Source organism: Helicobacter fennelliae (assembly GCF_900451005.1).
In the GTDB taxonomy this organism is placed as follows: Bacteria; Campylobacterota; Campylobacteria; order Campylobacterales; family Helicobacteraceae; genus Helicobacter_B; species Helicobacter_B fennelliae.
In genome coordinates this window covers 1,450,885-1,465,367 of the sequence record NZ_UGIB01000001.1, presented here as the reverse complement: position 1 = coordinate 1,465,367, position 14,483 = coordinate 1,450,885, and the positions used below count along the sequence as shown (strand labels likewise).

Sequence of the window (14,483 nt, the reverse complement as noted above, 5' to 3'; positions counted from 1 at the left end):
ATTCTGGCAATCAAAAAAGTTTCTCTAAGTATAAAGCACATTAAAAAGCCCATTGCGCCAAACAAACAAAACAAAAATAACAAAGGATAAGAGTATGCGACATCTTATACAGACAAGCGATTTGAGTAAAGATGAAGTTTTGCATATTTTGCAAAAAGCGACATATTTTTTGGATCACCAATCTTCAAGCCAAAATCTGCCTCCAAATCAAAGTCTGCATGGTAAAAATATTATTACGATTTTTTTTGAAAACTCCACGCGCACGCTTAGTAGCTTTGAGTGTGCTATCAAAAATCTAGGCGGAAGTGTAACGCGACTTGATGTCAGTCGCTCTTCTACGCAAAAAGGCGAGACGATTTCAGATACTGCGGCAAATCTCAATGCAATGAATCCAGAAGCAATCATCATAAGACATCAAAGTTCAGGCGCGCCCGTGCATTTAACCAAAAGCGTATCTTGTCCTATCATCAATGGCGGTGATGGCGCACACGCTCACCCTACACAAGCATTGCTTGATCTTTTGACACTTCGGCAGTGTTTGGGAGAAGATCTAAGCAAAAAGCGCGTAGGAATCATCGGTGATATAAAATCCTCGCGTGTAGCAAATAGTAATATCGAGCTGCTTAGTCGATTTGGCATACATATCACACTTATCGCGCCTCCGCATTTTTTGCCAGAATCTACCAAACTTCCATTTACGCATAATCTTAGTGAAGTGATAGATTCTCTTGATGCGATTATCTCACTTCGCACGCAGACTGAGCGGCACAGCAAGCAAAATTATGGCTCTTTGCGAGATTACGCGCATAATTTTTGCTTGACAAAGTCTATAATACGCGATCGCGATATTGTGATTATGCACCCAGGACCTGTGCATCATAATATCGATATAGAAGATGATTTACTCAAAGATCCTAGATGTAAGGTTTTACAGCAAGTGAGAAATGGTGTAGCAATCAGAATGGCGGTTATGGAATATTTTATTTTAGAGTTGAAAGAGGGCAAATGCATAAACAATTAAAAGTAGCAATTATTGGCGTTGGCGTGGTCGGAAGCAGTGTGGCAAATATTTTGGAGCGCAATAAAGACATCATCACCGCGCGCACAGGCGTTGAAATCGTAGTCAAAAAAGGCGTGGTAAAAGATCTAAGCAAAAAGCGCAATGTAAATATCGCTTTGACAGATAATGTCGATGAAGTGCTTTATGATAATGAAATCGATGTGATTGTCGAGCTTATGGGCGGGATAGATCAAGCATACAAAATTGCGCAAATCGCCCTTAGCCAAAGCAAAGCATTTGTAACGGCAAATAAAGCTATGCTTGCATACCATCGCTATGAATTAGAGCAGATTGCCAAAACGCCTATTGGATTTGAAGCGAGCGTTTGCGGTGGGATTCCTATCATTAAGGCACTCAAAGATGGCTTGAGTGCAAATCATATTGAGGCTATTTATGGGATTTTAAATGGCACAAGTAATTATATTTTAAGCAAAATGACAAAAGAGGGCTGGAGCTTTCAGCAAAGCCTAGAATCCGCCCAGAATCTAGGCTACGCAGAGGCAAACCCAAGCTTAGATATTAATGGTAAAGACGCAGCGCACAAATTGCTTATCCTTGCGTCTTTGGCATATGGGATAGATTCTCGTCCTGAAGAGATTTTGGTAGAGGGCATTACAGATATTGCGATTGAGGATATGGAGTTTGCTAAGGAGTTTGGCTATGTAATCAAACTTCTTGGAATCGCCAAAAAAATCAACAACTCCATAGAGCTAAGAATCCACCCTACGATGATCGCGCAAGATCGCTTGATCGCTAAAGTCGATGATGTGATGAATGCTATTAGCGTTATGGGAGATTGTGTGGGTGAGAGTGTGTATTATGGAGCCGGCGCAGGGGGCGATGCGACGGCAAGTTCGGTTATTAGTGATTTGATAGAGATCGCTCGGGGCAAAAGCAGCCAAATGCTAGGATTTAAGACAAGTCAATCATTTGGGCTGATACCACAAGAGCAGATCATCAGTCGGTATTATATCCGCATACTTGCTGATGATAAGCCCGGTGTGCTTGAAAAAATCGCAGCGATTTTGAGTCATAATGAAATCTCAATTAGCACATTTTTGCAAAAGCCAAATAATCAGAATCTAAACCAAAATCCAAAGCAGAATCTAAATAATCAGGGCGGAAGTGCAAAAATCTTGCTTGCTACGCATACCACGACAGAATATGCTATCCAAAACGCACTAAAGGCACTAGAATCTTTAGAAGTCGTGCGCGCAAAGCCTGTAATCATTAGGATCGAGGCGTAAGCTTGCCAAAAGCTCAAAATGCTAAAAACGCGCAAAATACGCTAAATACTTTAGATTCTGCGAATTTCACAAATGCGCCAAGCACGTCAAACACATTAAGCACGTCAAAATCTAAAAATACACTAAATACGCCAAAATCCACAAACACGCCAAATATTAACAATCCGCCAAATGCCAAAACTACCCCAAACACGCGCCAAAAAGGCTTGAGGGGCGAAAAGATAGCGCGCTCTTGGCTTATCTCTCATGGATTTAAGATTCTTGAGTGTAATTTTTTTGCGCGCTTTGGTGAGATTGACATTATCGCGCATAAGGATAATGTCTTGCATTTTATCGAGGTGAAATGCTATCAAACATCAAATCCTATCTATGCAATCACACCTAAAAAACTCTCCAAAATCTATCAAAGCATAGAAGTGTTTTTGTCAGAATCTTTTGCCTGCAATGAGTGGCTTCAAGGCGATTTTAACGCCAATGAAGAGGGGATTAGCTATTGTGTTGATGCATTGCTTATTTGGGGAGATTGCGTGCAGTTTATGCAGAATCTAAGTCTAGATTCTAGTCTTTGATGAGATTTGAGATAATCGCTTTGTATTCCAAAAATTTTAAGCTAGTTTTTTTTATAATGCTAGCTTAATTCTATCTCGAAGGTAATCTATATGAGGGGATTTAAAATTTTTAGTGGCAACGCTCATTTTGAGTTTGGCAGAGAGCTTGCGCAACGACTTGATGTGATGATTTCTCAAATCTCTGTAAATCGCTTTAGCGATGGAGAAATCGGCGTGCAAATCAATGAATCTGTGCGTGGCAAAGATGTATTTATCGTTCAGCCTACTTGCTCGCCTACAAATGACAATCTTATGGAATTATTAGTGATGACAGACGCATTTAAGCGCAGTTCGGCAAATTCTATCACGGCTATTATTCCGTATTTTGGGTATGCAAGGCAGGATAGAAAAGCAGCCCCTAGAGTGCCAATCACCGCAAAGCTTGTGGCAAATCTTATCCAATACGCCGGAATCAATCGCGTCATCACTATGGATTTACACGCCGGGCAGATTCAGGGCTTTTTTGATATTCCGGTGGATAATTTGTATGGTTCGATTATTTTTAGGGATTATGTGCGATCCAAAAAATTCAAAGCTCCAATCATCGCAAGCCCTGATATAGGGGGCGTTGCGCGTGCGAGGTATTTTGCAAATCAGCTTGGATTAGATCTTGTGATCGTTGATAAAAAGCGCGAGCGGGCAAATGAAAGTGAGGTGATGAATATCATCGGTGATGTTGATGGTAAAAATGTTATTTTGGTTGATGATATGATAGATACCGCGGGGACTATGTGTAAGGCTGCTGCAAAGCTCAAAGAAAGAGGCGCAGAATCTGTAATGGCTTTGGGGACGCATGCGATTTTGAGTGGAAATGCAATACAGAGAATCCAAGAATCTGTGCTTGATGAAGTGGTGGTGAGTAATTCGATTCCTTTGCGCCAAAAATGCGCCAAAATTACGACGCTTAATGTTGTGCCATTGTTTGCTGAAGTTGTACGTCGTATTTGTCATAATGAAAGTGTTAATTCACTTTTTATGTAGTTTGGTGTGGTTTGATTATGGTATTTGAACACGAGATTCCGCAAGGCACGAAGCTTCACTTTGGCAAAAGCGCGCGACTAAAGCGCAATATCGAAAATAAAGCGTGCGAGATTTTTTATCACAATGGGTTTGAGGAGATTATCACGCCATCATTTTCGTATTTTGAGCATCAGCAAAATTTTTCAAATCGGCACATTATCCGCCTAAGCAGTCAAAATAATCATCAAATTTCATTGCGCTATGATTCTACGATTGATACGATTCGTATCATTACAAAGCGATTGGGACGAAGCACAAACCATCAAAAATGGTTTTATATCCAGCCGGTTTTTAGCTACCCTACAAGTGAGATTTATCAAATCGGTGCTGAATGCTTGGATATGAATGAATTAAGCACAATCATAAATGTAGGACTTGAGATTCTGTCATCTTTTATTCTTGATGCCTATCTTCAGATTAGCAATGCAAAGATTTTGCATTTGTGTATCAATGAAATCGGGCTCAATATCGAGTCGTATAATGCGTTATGCGTGCAGGAAGTTGAGCAAAAAGCGTTGTTTATGAAGCAGATTCTGGAAGTAAATGATATAGAGAGTTTGGAACGTTTTTTGTCTATTGCACCTATGTTTTTGCGCTTTGAAGTGGAGCGGCTGATTGAGAGTGCAAAAATGTGTAAGCATAATCGCATTATAATCGCCCCGCTTGCAAAGCCTGTGGTGGATTATTATGATGATATGGTGTTTAAGGTTTTTAATGCAAATCACACTTTAATGCTTGGAGGAAATTATAATCTTCAAGGATATGAGTGTTGCGGATTTGGAATCTATACAGACAATGTCGTTGATCTGATATTGCAAGAATCCTAAGAGTAATCTTTAAGAAAATAAAGAATCCAAAAGATAAAGGATAAAAATGGCAGATTTAGTAGTAGGTATCCAATGGGGAGATGAGGGCAAGGGCAAAATCGTTGATGCGCTTGCTGGGGATTATGATTATGTCGTGCGCTATCAAGGCGGGCATAATGCCGGGCATACAATTGTTGTTAATGGCAAAAAATACGCACTTCATCTCGTTCCATCAGGCATTTTGTATCCGCATTGCAAAAACATCATCGGCAATGGCGTGGTGATAGAACCAAATGCGTTTGTATCAGAGATCGCGCAGTTTAGCAATCTTGAAGGGCGACTTTTTATTAGCGATAAGGCGCATTTGATTTTGCCATATCATCAAATGCTCGATCTTGCAAACGAAAAAAACACCAAAAAAGCCATAGGCACTACGGGAAAGGGAATCGGACCAAGCTATACAGATAAGACTTCACGGGTTGGGATTCGTGTTTGTGATTTGTATAATAAAGCTACTTTGGAGGAAAAAATATGCCTCAATCTTGAAAGAATCGCGTGTTTTATGGAGCTTAAAAAAGAGACATTACCAAATCCAAAGACAATCTTAGAGAATCTTAATGCGATTGCAAATGAGATTCTCAAATACGCAACTGATACGACACAACTGCTTTGGGAAGCCATTGATCGTAATCAAAAGATTCTGCTTGAGGGCGCGCAAGGCAGTATGCTTGATATTGATCATGGCACTTATCCATTTGTAACAAGCTCGACAACGATCGCTTCTGGCGCGTGCAATGGGAGTGGCTTACCACCAAAAGAGATACATAATGTGCTAGGGATTATGAAAGCTTACTGCACGCGCGTGGGTAATGGACCATTTCCAAGTAAGGATTTTGGCGAAGAGGGCAGAATCTTACAAAAAAATGGCTATGAATTTGGCACGACAACAGGACGCGCGAGGCGATGTGGGTTTTTTGATGTGATCGTGGCAAAATACGCAAGCAGGCTTAATGGCTGCAATGAAATAGCCTTAATGAAGCTTGATGTGCTTGATGGCTTTGATGAGATCAAAGTATGCACGGCGTATGAATACAAATCTAAACTCATCACTTATGTGCCAACAGATCTAGAAAATGTCCGCCCCAAATATGAGTCGCTCAAAGGCTGGGAGGGAAGTGCTGGTATCACGCAATGGAATGATTTGCCACAGAATGCAAAAAACTACATTCAGTTTATCGAGGATCATATTGGTGTCAAAATCAAAATCATCTCTACTGGTGCTGAAAGAAGCCAAACCATTTATCGATAAGCTTAGATTCAATGAAACGACAGGTGTATTTAAGCGATACAATCAGATGAAAACAAAATTTGACGCTATTCTCAAAGCCCAAAAGCAAAAGCTCTCTATATGCGAGATGAAAATAGCCAAGACAAACGCCAAAGCTCTAGCTTTGCAAAGTGCTATCGATGCGATGGTCGCTGAGGCAGCGCAGATTGAGATTCCGCAAAGTGCTGATTTTGGGACATTGCTGCAGATTCGGGCGATGAAAAAATCACAGATTAATGATATACAATCTCAGCAGATACAGCTTGCAGTGCTGAAGCAAGAAGTCCGCACGCTCAAACAAGAATATAAGCATATATATATGGAATTTGAAAAGATAAAATACCTTCAAGAAAAAGAGCAAGAACATATCCTAAAAGCACTCAAGCAAAAAGAGCAAAAAATGCTTGATGAAATGGGAACTTTACTCTACATAAAGGAGAATCTATGACTATAATAAAAATAATGAAAACAACTCAAATACAATTTTTGATTATGCGGTATATCGCGGTTTTGCTCTGTGGATATGGGATTGTATCCGCGCTAGAAAAGCAAGAGCCAGATCCAAGCAAGATTCTAGAATGCAATGCTGTATTTGAAGCTAGAAAAAGTGAGATACAAGATAGTCTTACTTTGCTTAATGAGCGTATGCAGGGGCTTGAAGCATATAGAAATGCCACGCAAAATCTCTTAGACCAAAGAGAATCCAAAATCAAAAGCCAAGAAGTTGCGCTAGAGGAGAAAATAAAGCAAATCCAAGACGTCCAAAAAAAAGAAGCCCAACGACTTGAAGAGGAGAAAAAAAATATCCAAGATCTCATCGCCCAAAATGAAGCCTTGCTTAAATCCATACAAACTGCTTCAAATAACAAAGTAGCTAAGACTTTTTCGGGTATGAAGGATTCCAAAGCTGCACCCATTATTGCAGAGCTTGAAGATAGCGAGGCAGCCGAGATTCTCACTTCGCTTGCACCATCTGAAATGGCAAAAATCCTTGCCAAAATGGATCCAAAGCGAGCCGCAGAGCTAACCAAAGTCATCACCAAAGGACCGCCATTTAAAACCACCAATACAGATAAGCCAACCCAAGACAATGCAGACAATCAAACTAGCCAAGAGAGCCAAAAACAGCAGCTCAACTTCCAAAACAATGGTGGCGTGTAGGCAAAATGCCAAGCGATATGACAAATAAGGCAAATAAAACAAAAGATAAAAGCAAAGTAAGGCAGGCGCAAATAAAGCGTAAACAAGGCGTAAAATAGAGAAGTAGAGTAGGGCGCAGATATGGAAAATATAGCAGGGCTATTGTTTGAGGGCATTGTATTTGGAGTGATTGTGGTGGCATTGCTGATTTATCGGCATTTTTTGAAGTCATAAATATTTATTGAAGTTGTAGCACAGCTTCAAATTATTGAAATCACAAGGTTTTTGGCTTGATGGATTTTTGGATTTGGGCTAATGGATTTGATGATATTTGATGAGGCTTGAAAACGTAGTAATTTTTACTTCATTATTCTAAAATATTTTGTCATTGCGAGCAGTTGCAAAACTGCGAAGCAAAAGAGAATCTAACTCAGAATCCACCTCGTCATTACTTAAGCGACAGCCAAAAGCAAATCGTCATTCTGACCCTGAGTCAAACCCACTCCGTCATTCTGAGGCTTTGCAAAAGCCGAAGAATCCAGCCAAGCTAGAATCTAAAACAAAATCAAATGCAGTATTTGTATTGTTTGTAAGCTTTATATTTTTAGATTCTGTAATATTTACAGAATCTACTCTTTTCTTTTTACTTAATGTATTTTCTGGATTCTTCAGTCGTGCTATGCACTCCTTCAGAATGACGAAAAACTGGATTCTGGATTGTCATGATTTCTTGCGAAGTCTCGCAATGACAACTCAAAATAAATGCAAAATCTTGCCTTAGAGATCAAATGTAACAATCACCTCGCTTCCTGCGCCTACTTCGCTATTTAGGGTGATTTTGGCGTTGTGATACAATGCGATGTGCTTGACGATTGAGAGTCCAAGACCTGTGCCACCAAATTTTTTGCTCCTGCCTTTATCCACACGATAAAATCGCTCAAATACCCTATCTAGCGACTCTTTAGGAATGCCTATCCCGCTATCTTTGATACTCAAAATTGCTTTGTTGTTTTGCTTTGATGTGCAAATCTCCACACTTCCGCCCTCGATATTGTATTTAATCGCATTTTCACATAGATTATAAATCATATCCCAAAGTAGATTCTCTATCCCTAGCACCTCGCATTTCTCGCCTATCACGCGAAGTGAGATGTTTTTTTGCTGGGCTGGATTTTCAAGCGATTTGAGGACAAGCTTTGAGAGCGCATACAAATCAATCAGAGATTTTTCAAGATGTTGCGTCCCCTCATCAAAAAACGAAAGCTTTAAAATATCATTGATAATGTCAAGTAGGCGCGTGGATTCAAGGTAGATTTTGTCTGCAAATTCTGGTAAATCCTGCGGCAGAATCATATTATTTTTTATCATTTCACTACTTGCGATAATCACGCTTAGCGGGGTTTTTAGCTCGTGGGTAACATTTGCGCTGAATTCTTTGCGTAGATTTTGGATTTTGAAATCCGCACTTTTATCAAGCAAAAGCACGACAAATCCATTAAATTTACTTTTGGAGTGGATCGGAAAAGTAATCATCTCGATATAAAGCCCATTGATTTGCTGCTCGCTTGTTTGGATTTGTGGCGAGGAGAAGTCGATATGCTTAAAATACTTCAAAAAATCCTCGTGCAAAGTAACATTAAGACCAATTTCTGTCTGCGCAAAGATTTTTTGGGCTTTGTGGTTGAATGAAAGCACCTCGCCAATCGCATTTAAGCGCATAAATCCCTCATCTATGTTTTGGCTTATGGCTTCAAATTCTTGCTGTTTGAGTGAGATAATTTTGAGTTGTTTTTTGATTTTTTTCTTTTGTGTGTAGATTTTGGAGATAAAGCCGGAAAGCTCTATGTATGGGATTTGCAAAAGTGTTTCTTTGGATTCTAGCGATCCGAGCGCGTTAATTGGATTGATGATAGATTTTGTGAAATACCACGCAAAGCCAAAGCTTGCAATAAGCGTGATAAAAATAATACATAGCATATATGGCACAAAATCTAATTGTGTCTGATACATTTGGTTTTGGCTTGTTGCGACGCGCAAGATGAGATTATATTCTGGCAAAAAGATAGCATAATATAAAGTTTTTTGGTTGAGCGATTGTGAAAATCGCTTTGAGCTTGCGCTTTGCTTTGTCGATAGGGCTTCTTGTATCTCTTGATGTGAGAGGTGGTTTGGCAAATCTTCGGCTAAGAGACGATTATCATAAAGCACCTTTCCACTAGAATCTACAAGTGTGATACGATATGGATAATGCGACCAAAAATTTAAATAATTGCTATTTTGCATTTGGAGTTTGATTTGCAGGGCTTCGTTTTTGAGATTTTCAAACGCTTGCTTTTCGAGCATGCGATCAAAGGCGATGCCAAGAAAAATAAACACGAGAATCTCAATCAATGTAGCAACACCAAAAATAGAATAAAAAATCTTAGTTCTTAGACTTTTGGGCTGCTTTGGCGGTATAGATGATGGCGATAAAGATGATGTAATAGACATTTTTACTCTTTTGAAAAAATCTTAAAATTATGCCATATTTGTAAGAAGTCTCTATCAAAAACTCGTGTAAATAAACTTTTACATTGTTTTTACATTTTGTGATTTTAAACTTTACATCAAAATTCTACACTTCCACTACACCAAAACAAAGGAATACTATGAAAATACAAACAACAAAACTCGAAACACCAAAGTTTCAGACAAAAATCTTAGGTGCGATACTTGTCGCAGGGATACTCACAAGCACAGTTTGGGCTGCCAAAATACACCCAATCTCACGAGAAGAAGGTTCAGGAACGAGAGGAGCGTTTGTTGAGCTTTTTGGGTTATTGCAAAAAGTGGGGGAGAAAAAAATAGATACGACCACACCGCGCGCAGAAATCACAAACTCAACTGCTGTTATGCTAACAACAATTGCTAATGATAAAAATAGTATCGGTTATGTGTCTTTGGGCTCTTTGAATGCGTCTATCAAGCCACTCAAAATCGATGGAGTCGAGCCAAGTGTAGCAAATGTTAAAGACAAAAAATACACCATTTCACGATCATTTAATATCGTAACAAAAAAGCACAATGAGCTTGCGAGCGATTTTATCGGGTTTATACATTCTGAAGAAGCCTCTTCTATCATAACCAAAGCCGGATACATTCCCGTAGAATCCAAAAGCTACACACCCAAAAATCCAAGTGGCAAAATCACAATCGCAGGATCTAGCTCAATTACACCATTAGTCGAAAAGCTCAAAGAAGCCTATGTCGCGCAGAATCCAAAAGCAGTGATTGAGATCCAACAATCAGATTCTACAACAGGTATCAACGCTACAAATCAAGGTATCGCTGATATTGGTATGGTTTCAAGAGAGTTGAAGCAGGGTGAGCTTGATTTGGGGCTAGAAGTAAACGTGATCGCTATTGATGGGCTTGCTGTCATCATCAATCCAAGCAATAGCCTAGAGACTTTAAGCAAAGAACAAGTCAAAGAAATCTTTAACGGCAAGATCACAGATTGGGATCAGATTAAATAAGCTTGATTTATATAAAAACCTTTGATAATAGCTTTTTGTGTGGCTATCATCAAAGCGATTTTAGATTAGAATCTAAAATCGTCATTACGAGGACGATAGGATGAAGGCAATCTAGAATCTGAAACTCATTCTATTGGATTGCCACGCAGTTTGCAACTGCTCGCAATGACAAATTGGAATCTAGATTCTATGCAAACACAATGGCACAAAGAAATCCTTTATTTTTAGGTAGATTTTAGGGTTGTGTAGAAATTTTTAGACAAGCAAAAACACAAAAAAGTGTAACATAGAAGTTCATCGCAGGCTAAAAATTTCAAACTCCCTGAAATATGCAAAAAAGAGAGGATTTAGCTCTCATGGAAAATAGAATCTAAAATCTCAAAATCCCTCCTAAGCCGCTAATTTTATAACTCCACCTAAGCTCGATAAATCTTTTAATCCAAATAGCGATTTTGCCTTTGAATGTTTTGTTTGATGTCATACCTATGCCATAATATTTGCCTAGAGAGCAAAAAGTGCCTTTTGACTCAAAGTGAAACTCCTCGCTAAATGGCTCGTCATTGAGTTTTGCGCTAAGGCTTTTTGCAAGGTATTCGCCTTGTTTGAGCGCGATTTGGGCTGTTGGTGGGAAAAATCTCTGTGTCGCTTTATCAAGCACAGCCGCGCAATCTCCAGCCACAAAAATATGATCCATCGGGGTTTTTTGATTGATTGGGTTTAAAAATCCATCGACTTCAAGCCTCGATCGTTTGGACTCAAAAAAGCTAGATTTTTCTATCACTTCATTGCCTTTGACGCCTGCTGTCCAAATGATTGTCTCTGCAAAAATTGATTGTGTGCCTTGATTGTTTTGGATAATCACTTCGCCTTTTTTGCACTCCAAAATCTTGCTTCCACTCAAAACCTCCACGCCAAGCTTGCTAAGATAAGCTCTTCCGGCTTTGCTTAAGGGTTCTGGAAACATCGGCAGAATCTCTGGCATCGCCTCGATACAATAGATTTTGACTAAAGTCGGATCGATACCTTCTTTGGCGCACATTTTGGGAAGCTCTTGCGCGAGCGAGGCACTTAATTCGCTACCACTAAATCCACCACCACAGACAGCGATTTGGAGTTTTGATTTGTCTTTTGTCTGCTTATATGCTGCTAGATTCTGCTTTAAAGTCTCATAAATCACAAGTGCTTCTTTGTAATTTACAAGCGATAGGGTAAATTCTTTGATACCCGGAATCCCGAATGTATCGCTACTAAATCCAAGCCCTATAACCAATATATCATACTCATACGCATTTTTTTTGCCTATGACTTTATCGTGCTGTATTTCAAGGATCTCATCTTGTATGATGTTTATGTATTCATCAAACATACCGCTTAGCCCAAAAAGCACATTTTCGCCACGTTCGCCACTTGCCACTTCATGCAAAAGCACACTCATATAATGATATGGATTATTGCTTATAAGGGTGATTGTGGTATCTTGCATAAGAGGCAATGACTTTAGTAATGATATATTTGCATATCCAGCACCAAGAAGTAAAACACGTTTCATAATCATCTCCTTAGAAAAACTTTAAGGGCATTATACTTGATTCTATAAAAAATATTGAGAAAATTAAGAGGATTTAGCAAATAAAAAAGAGAATCTAAACTGATATAAAAAGTAAATTGAAGTGGCTCCGGATGCAGGATTCGAACCTGCGACCAAGCGGTTAACAGCCGCCTACTCTACCGCTGAGCTAATCCGGAATCTATTTAGCTTAGGAGTATGTGCTAATAAAACCGAGATTTTACGAAAAAATCACAATAAAGTCAAGGATTTATTGCAAAAATCACGCCATTTTTTTTCAGCAATGCCAAAAAATCATACGATTCTAATATGCTATGACAAAGCACAATCAAGATTCCATCATATCTTTGCAAATCCTGCAAATCTAAAAGCTCTATATTGTATGCCTTTTTGACTTCGTTTTTATCGACTAATGGATCACACACGCTGACATTGCAGCCAAAGCTTGCAAGCTCACGCACGACTTCAGGCACTTTTGAGTTTCGTATATCAGGGCAATCTTTTTTAAACGCAACACCTACGACAAGCACATCAGAATCTAAAATCTCGATTTTGGCTTGAGCCATTTTTTTGAGGAGTTGTTGGGCAAATACGCTTGACATTGTGTTATTTATCATTCTTCCTGCGGAGATGATTTTTGTCTCATAGCCTATTTTTTGGGCGATATGTGAGAGATAGTAAGGATCGACACTGATACAATGCCCGCCAACAAGCCCGGGATAAAATGGCATAAAATTCCACTTTGTCTGCGCTGCTTGCAAAACCTCAAAAATATCGATTCCAAGCTTATCAAGCAAAATATACATCTCATTGACAAACGCGATATTTATATCGCGCTGGGCGTTTTCTATGACTTTTGTCGCTTCGGCTACTTCGATACTTGAGACGCACAATGTTCCAGCAGAAATGATTGATGCATAGAGAGAATCTATTTTTTGCGCGATAAGCGGAGTAGAGCCAGAGGTGATTTTTTTTATGGTTGTGAGGGTATGCAAGGTATCGCTTGGATTTATCCGCTCAGGTGAATACCCCACAAAAAAGTCGCAATTTAGCTTCAAAGAGCTTACGCGCTCAAGCACAGGGACGCAATCATTCATCGTGCAAGTAGGGTAGGTTGTGGATTCAAAAATGACAATATCATCTTTTTGTAGCACATTGCCTACGATCTCACAGGCTTGAAGCAAAAATGAAATATCAGGAGTTTTGTCGTTGTGGATTGGGGTTGGCACAGCGATGATATAGAAGTTTGCGTATTTGAGTGCCTTTGTATCGCTTGAAAATACCACATATACAGAATCTAAAAAATCGTTGGGTTGGCATTGAGTCGTTTTGTCTATATGCTCTTGAAGTTCGGCGATTCTTTGAGGGTTTGTATCAAATCCTATGGTGCGATATTTTTTGCCAAATTCCAAACACAAAGGCAATCCAACATATCCTAGCCCCAAAACAGCGATACGAATAGAATCTATGGATTCTGCAGTACGCGCGCTATTTGTGGCATTGTCTATTTGGTGATTTATTTGGTGATTTGCTTGATGAGTGTTTTTTATATTGCTTGTATGGGCAGATTTTGGATTTTTTGGTTTCATAGCAGATATACAGCCTCATCTTTATACACATATATGCTTCCATCATACGCACTTTGCGCTCTGTGTCTCTCATCAAATTCTAATCTTATACCCGCTTTATCCACCCAGCCAATTTGTCGCGCAGGATTTCCAACCATAAGAGCAAAATTTTTCACATCTTTTGTAATCACCGCGCCAGCACCTATGAACGCATACTCTCCGATTTCAACACCACAGACAATGGTTGCATTTGCGCCAATTGAGCAGCCTCTTTTGAGTAGTGTAGGCTTGTATTGATGTTTGCGCACGATAAATGCACGTGGATTGATGACATTGCTAAACACCACGCTAGGACCTACAAACACATCTTCTTCTAGTTTTACACCCTCATATATGCTGACATTGTTTTGGATTTTGCACCCACAGCCAATTATTACATTTGGTCCTATCATACAATTTTGCCCGATATTCACACAATCACCTATAATCGATCCGCTCAAAATATGGCAAAAATGCCAAACACGCACACTTTCACCGATTGTTACTCTCTCATCGATGAAGCTACTTTGATGGATCATTGTTTTGTGTATTGTGGTATTCATTGTTGGATTCTCATTTAGATTCT

General features: G+C 39.3%; 14 protein-coding genes and 1 tRNA gene. 10 read left to right on the top strand and 5 right to left on the bottom strand.

The genetic code is table 11. The annotated features are described in order from the left end of the window. Window positions 1–94: 94 nt before the first annotated feature. The 9 genes from DY109_RS07245 to DY109_RS11150 all read left to right on the top strand — a co-directional run bounded on the left by DY109_RS07245 (window position 95) and on the right by DY109_RS11150 (window position 7,989). Window positions 95–1,021, top strand: coding sequence for an aspartate carbamoyltransferase catalytic subunit (locus DY109_RS07245; protein WP_023949407.1), 927 nt, complete (start codon window positions 95–97; stop codon window positions 1,019–1,021). Further along, window positions 1,006–2,307: a homoserine dehydrogenase gene (locus DY109_RS07240; protein WP_023949408.1), complete on the top strand. Its 1,302-nt coding sequence runs from the start codon at window positions 1,006–1,008 to the stop codon at window positions 2,305–2,307. Before DY109_RS07245 ends, DY109_RS07240 begins: the two co-directional genes overlap by 16 nt. 2 nt (window positions 2,308–2,309) lie before the next feature. Further along, window positions 2,310–2,876, top strand: coding sequence for a YraN family protein (locus tag DY109_RS07235; protein WP_023949409.1), 567 nt, complete (start codon window positions 2,310–2,312; stop codon window positions 2,874–2,876). Window positions 2,877–2,966: 90 nt separating this feature from the next. Then, window positions 2,967–3,896 (top strand): ribose-phosphate pyrophosphokinase, encoded by a 930-nt coding sequence (locus DY109_RS07230; RefSeq protein ID WP_023949410.1) that lies wholly within the window; start codon window positions 2,967–2,969, stop codon window positions 3,894–3,896. Window positions 3,897–3,913: 17 nt separating this feature from the next. Further along, window positions 3,914–4,762 (top strand): ATP phosphoribosyltransferase regulatory subunit, encoded by an 849-nt coding sequence (locus DY109_RS07225; protein WP_023949412.1) that lies wholly within the window; start codon window positions 3,914–3,916, stop codon window positions 4,760–4,762. 46 nt (window positions 4,763–4,808) lie between these two features. Next, complete coding sequence (locus DY109_RS07220; RefSeq protein ID WP_115737829.1) at window positions 4,809–6,050, top strand: adenylosuccinate synthase; 1,242 nt, start codon at window positions 4,809–4,811, stop codon at window positions 6,048–6,050. After that, on the top strand, window positions 5,992–6,516 hold the full coding sequence (locus DY109_RS07215) for a flagellar export protein FliJ (protein WP_158413036.1): 525 nt from the start codon (window positions 5,992–5,994) through the stop codon (window positions 6,514–6,516). The genes DY109_RS07220 and DY109_RS07215 overlap by 59 nt, the downstream gene beginning before the upstream one ends. Continuing rightward, complete coding sequence (locus tag DY109_RS07210) at window positions 6,513–7,229, top strand: MotE family protein (protein WP_023949418.1); 717 nt, start codon at window positions 6,513–6,515, stop codon at window positions 7,227–7,229. The genes DY109_RS07215 and DY109_RS07210 overlap by 4 nt, the downstream gene beginning before the upstream one ends. A 367-nt stretch (window positions 7,230–7,596) precedes the next feature. Further along, entirely contained in the window at window positions 7,597–7,989 is a 393-nt protein-coding gene (locus DY109_RS11150) for a hypothetical protein (protein ID WP_147291177.1), read from the top strand. Here DY109_RS11150 and DY109_RS07205 read toward each other — a convergent pair. Continuing rightward, the gene (locus tag DY109_RS07205) at window positions 7,986–9,698 is read right to left on the bottom strand and encodes a sensor histidine kinase (protein ID WP_023949422.1); all 1,713 of its coding nucleotides are present in this window, start codon (window positions 9,696–9,698) and stop codon (window positions 7,986–7,988) included. The genes DY109_RS11150 and DY109_RS07205 overlap by 4 nt on opposite strands. Before the next feature lie 158 nt (window positions 9,699–9,856). Here DY109_RS07205 and DY109_RS07200 point away from each other — a divergent pair, with 158 nt between their 5' ends. After that, complete coding sequence (locus DY109_RS07200) at window positions 9,857–10,723, top strand: substrate-binding domain-containing protein (protein ID WP_023949424.1); 867 nt, start codon at window positions 9,857–9,859, stop codon at window positions 10,721–10,723. Between the two features lie 370 nt (window positions 10,724–11,093). Here the strand turns inward: DY109_RS07200 and DY109_RS07195 are convergent, their stop codons facing one another. The 4 genes from DY109_RS07195 to DY109_RS07180 form a co-directional block, all read right to left on the bottom strand. Then, window positions 11,094–12,272: an NAD(P)/FAD-dependent oxidoreductase gene (locus DY109_RS07195; protein WP_023949426.1), complete on the bottom strand. Its 1,179-nt coding sequence runs from the start codon at window positions 12,270–12,272 to the stop codon at window positions 11,094–11,096. 122 nt (window positions 12,273–12,394) lie between these two features. After that, window positions 12,395–12,469, bottom strand: a tRNA-Asn gene (locus DY109_RS07190). 63 nt (window positions 12,470–12,532) lie between these two features. Continuing rightward, the gene (locus tag DY109_RS07185; RefSeq protein WP_023949428.1) at window positions 12,533–13,879 is read right to left on the bottom strand and encodes a nucleotide sugar dehydrogenase; all 1,347 of its coding nucleotides are present in this window, start codon (window positions 13,877–13,879) and stop codon (window positions 12,533–12,535) included. Continuing rightward, window positions 13,876–14,460 (bottom strand): acyltransferase, encoded by a 585-nt coding sequence (locus DY109_RS07180; protein WP_023949430.1) that lies wholly within the window; start codon window positions 14,458–14,460, stop codon window positions 13,876–13,878. The genes DY109_RS07185 and DY109_RS07180 overlap by 4 nt, the downstream gene beginning before the upstream one ends. Window positions 14,461–14,483 lie beyond the last annotated feature (23 nt).

What these genes read in the sequence shown, in the direction of transcription:
- DY109_RS07245 (WP_023949407.1), top strand. Translation starts at nt 95, where the DNA reads ATGCGACATCTTATACAGACAAGCGATTTGAGTAAAGATGAAGTTTTG.
- DY109_RS07240 (WP_023949408.1), top strand. Translation starts at nt 1,006, where the DNA reads ATGCATAAACAATTAAAAGTAGCAATTATTGGCGTTGGCGTGGTCGGA.
- DY109_RS07230 (WP_023949410.1), top strand. Translation starts at nt 2,967, where the DNA reads ATGAGGGGATTTAAAATTTTTAGTGGCAACGCTCATTTTGAGTTTGGC.
- DY109_RS07225 (WP_023949412.1), top strand. Translation starts at nt 3,914, where the DNA reads ATGGTATTTGAACACGAGATTCCGCAAGGCACGAAGCTTCACTTTGGC.
- DY109_RS07220 (WP_115737829.1), top strand. Translation starts at nt 4,809, where the DNA reads ATGGCAGATTTAGTAGTAGGTATCCAATGGGGAGATGAGGGCAAGGGC.
- DY109_RS07210 (WP_023949418.1), top strand. Translation starts at nt 6,513, where the DNA reads ATGACTATAATAAAAATAATGAAAACAACTCAAATACAATTTTTGATT.
- DY109_RS07205 (WP_023949422.1), bottom strand. Translation starts at nt 9,698, where the DNA reads ATGTCTATTACATCATCTTTATCGCCATCATCTATACCGCCAAAGCAG.
- DY109_RS07200 (WP_023949424.1), top strand. Translation starts at nt 9,857, where the DNA reads ATGAAAATACAAACAACAAAACTCGAAACACCAAAGTTTCAGACAAAA.
- DY109_RS07195 (WP_023949426.1), bottom strand. Translation starts at nt 12,272, where the DNA reads ATGAAACGTGTTTTACTTCTTGGTGCTGGATATGCAAATATATCATTA.
- DY109_RS07185 (WP_023949428.1), bottom strand. Translation starts at nt 13,879, where the DNA reads ATGAAACCAAAAAATCCAAAATCTGCCCATACAAGCAATATAAAAAAC.
- DY109_RS07180 (WP_023949430.1), bottom strand. Translation starts at nt 14,460, where the DNA reads ATGAATACCACAATACACAAAACAATGATCCATCAAAGTAGCTTCATC.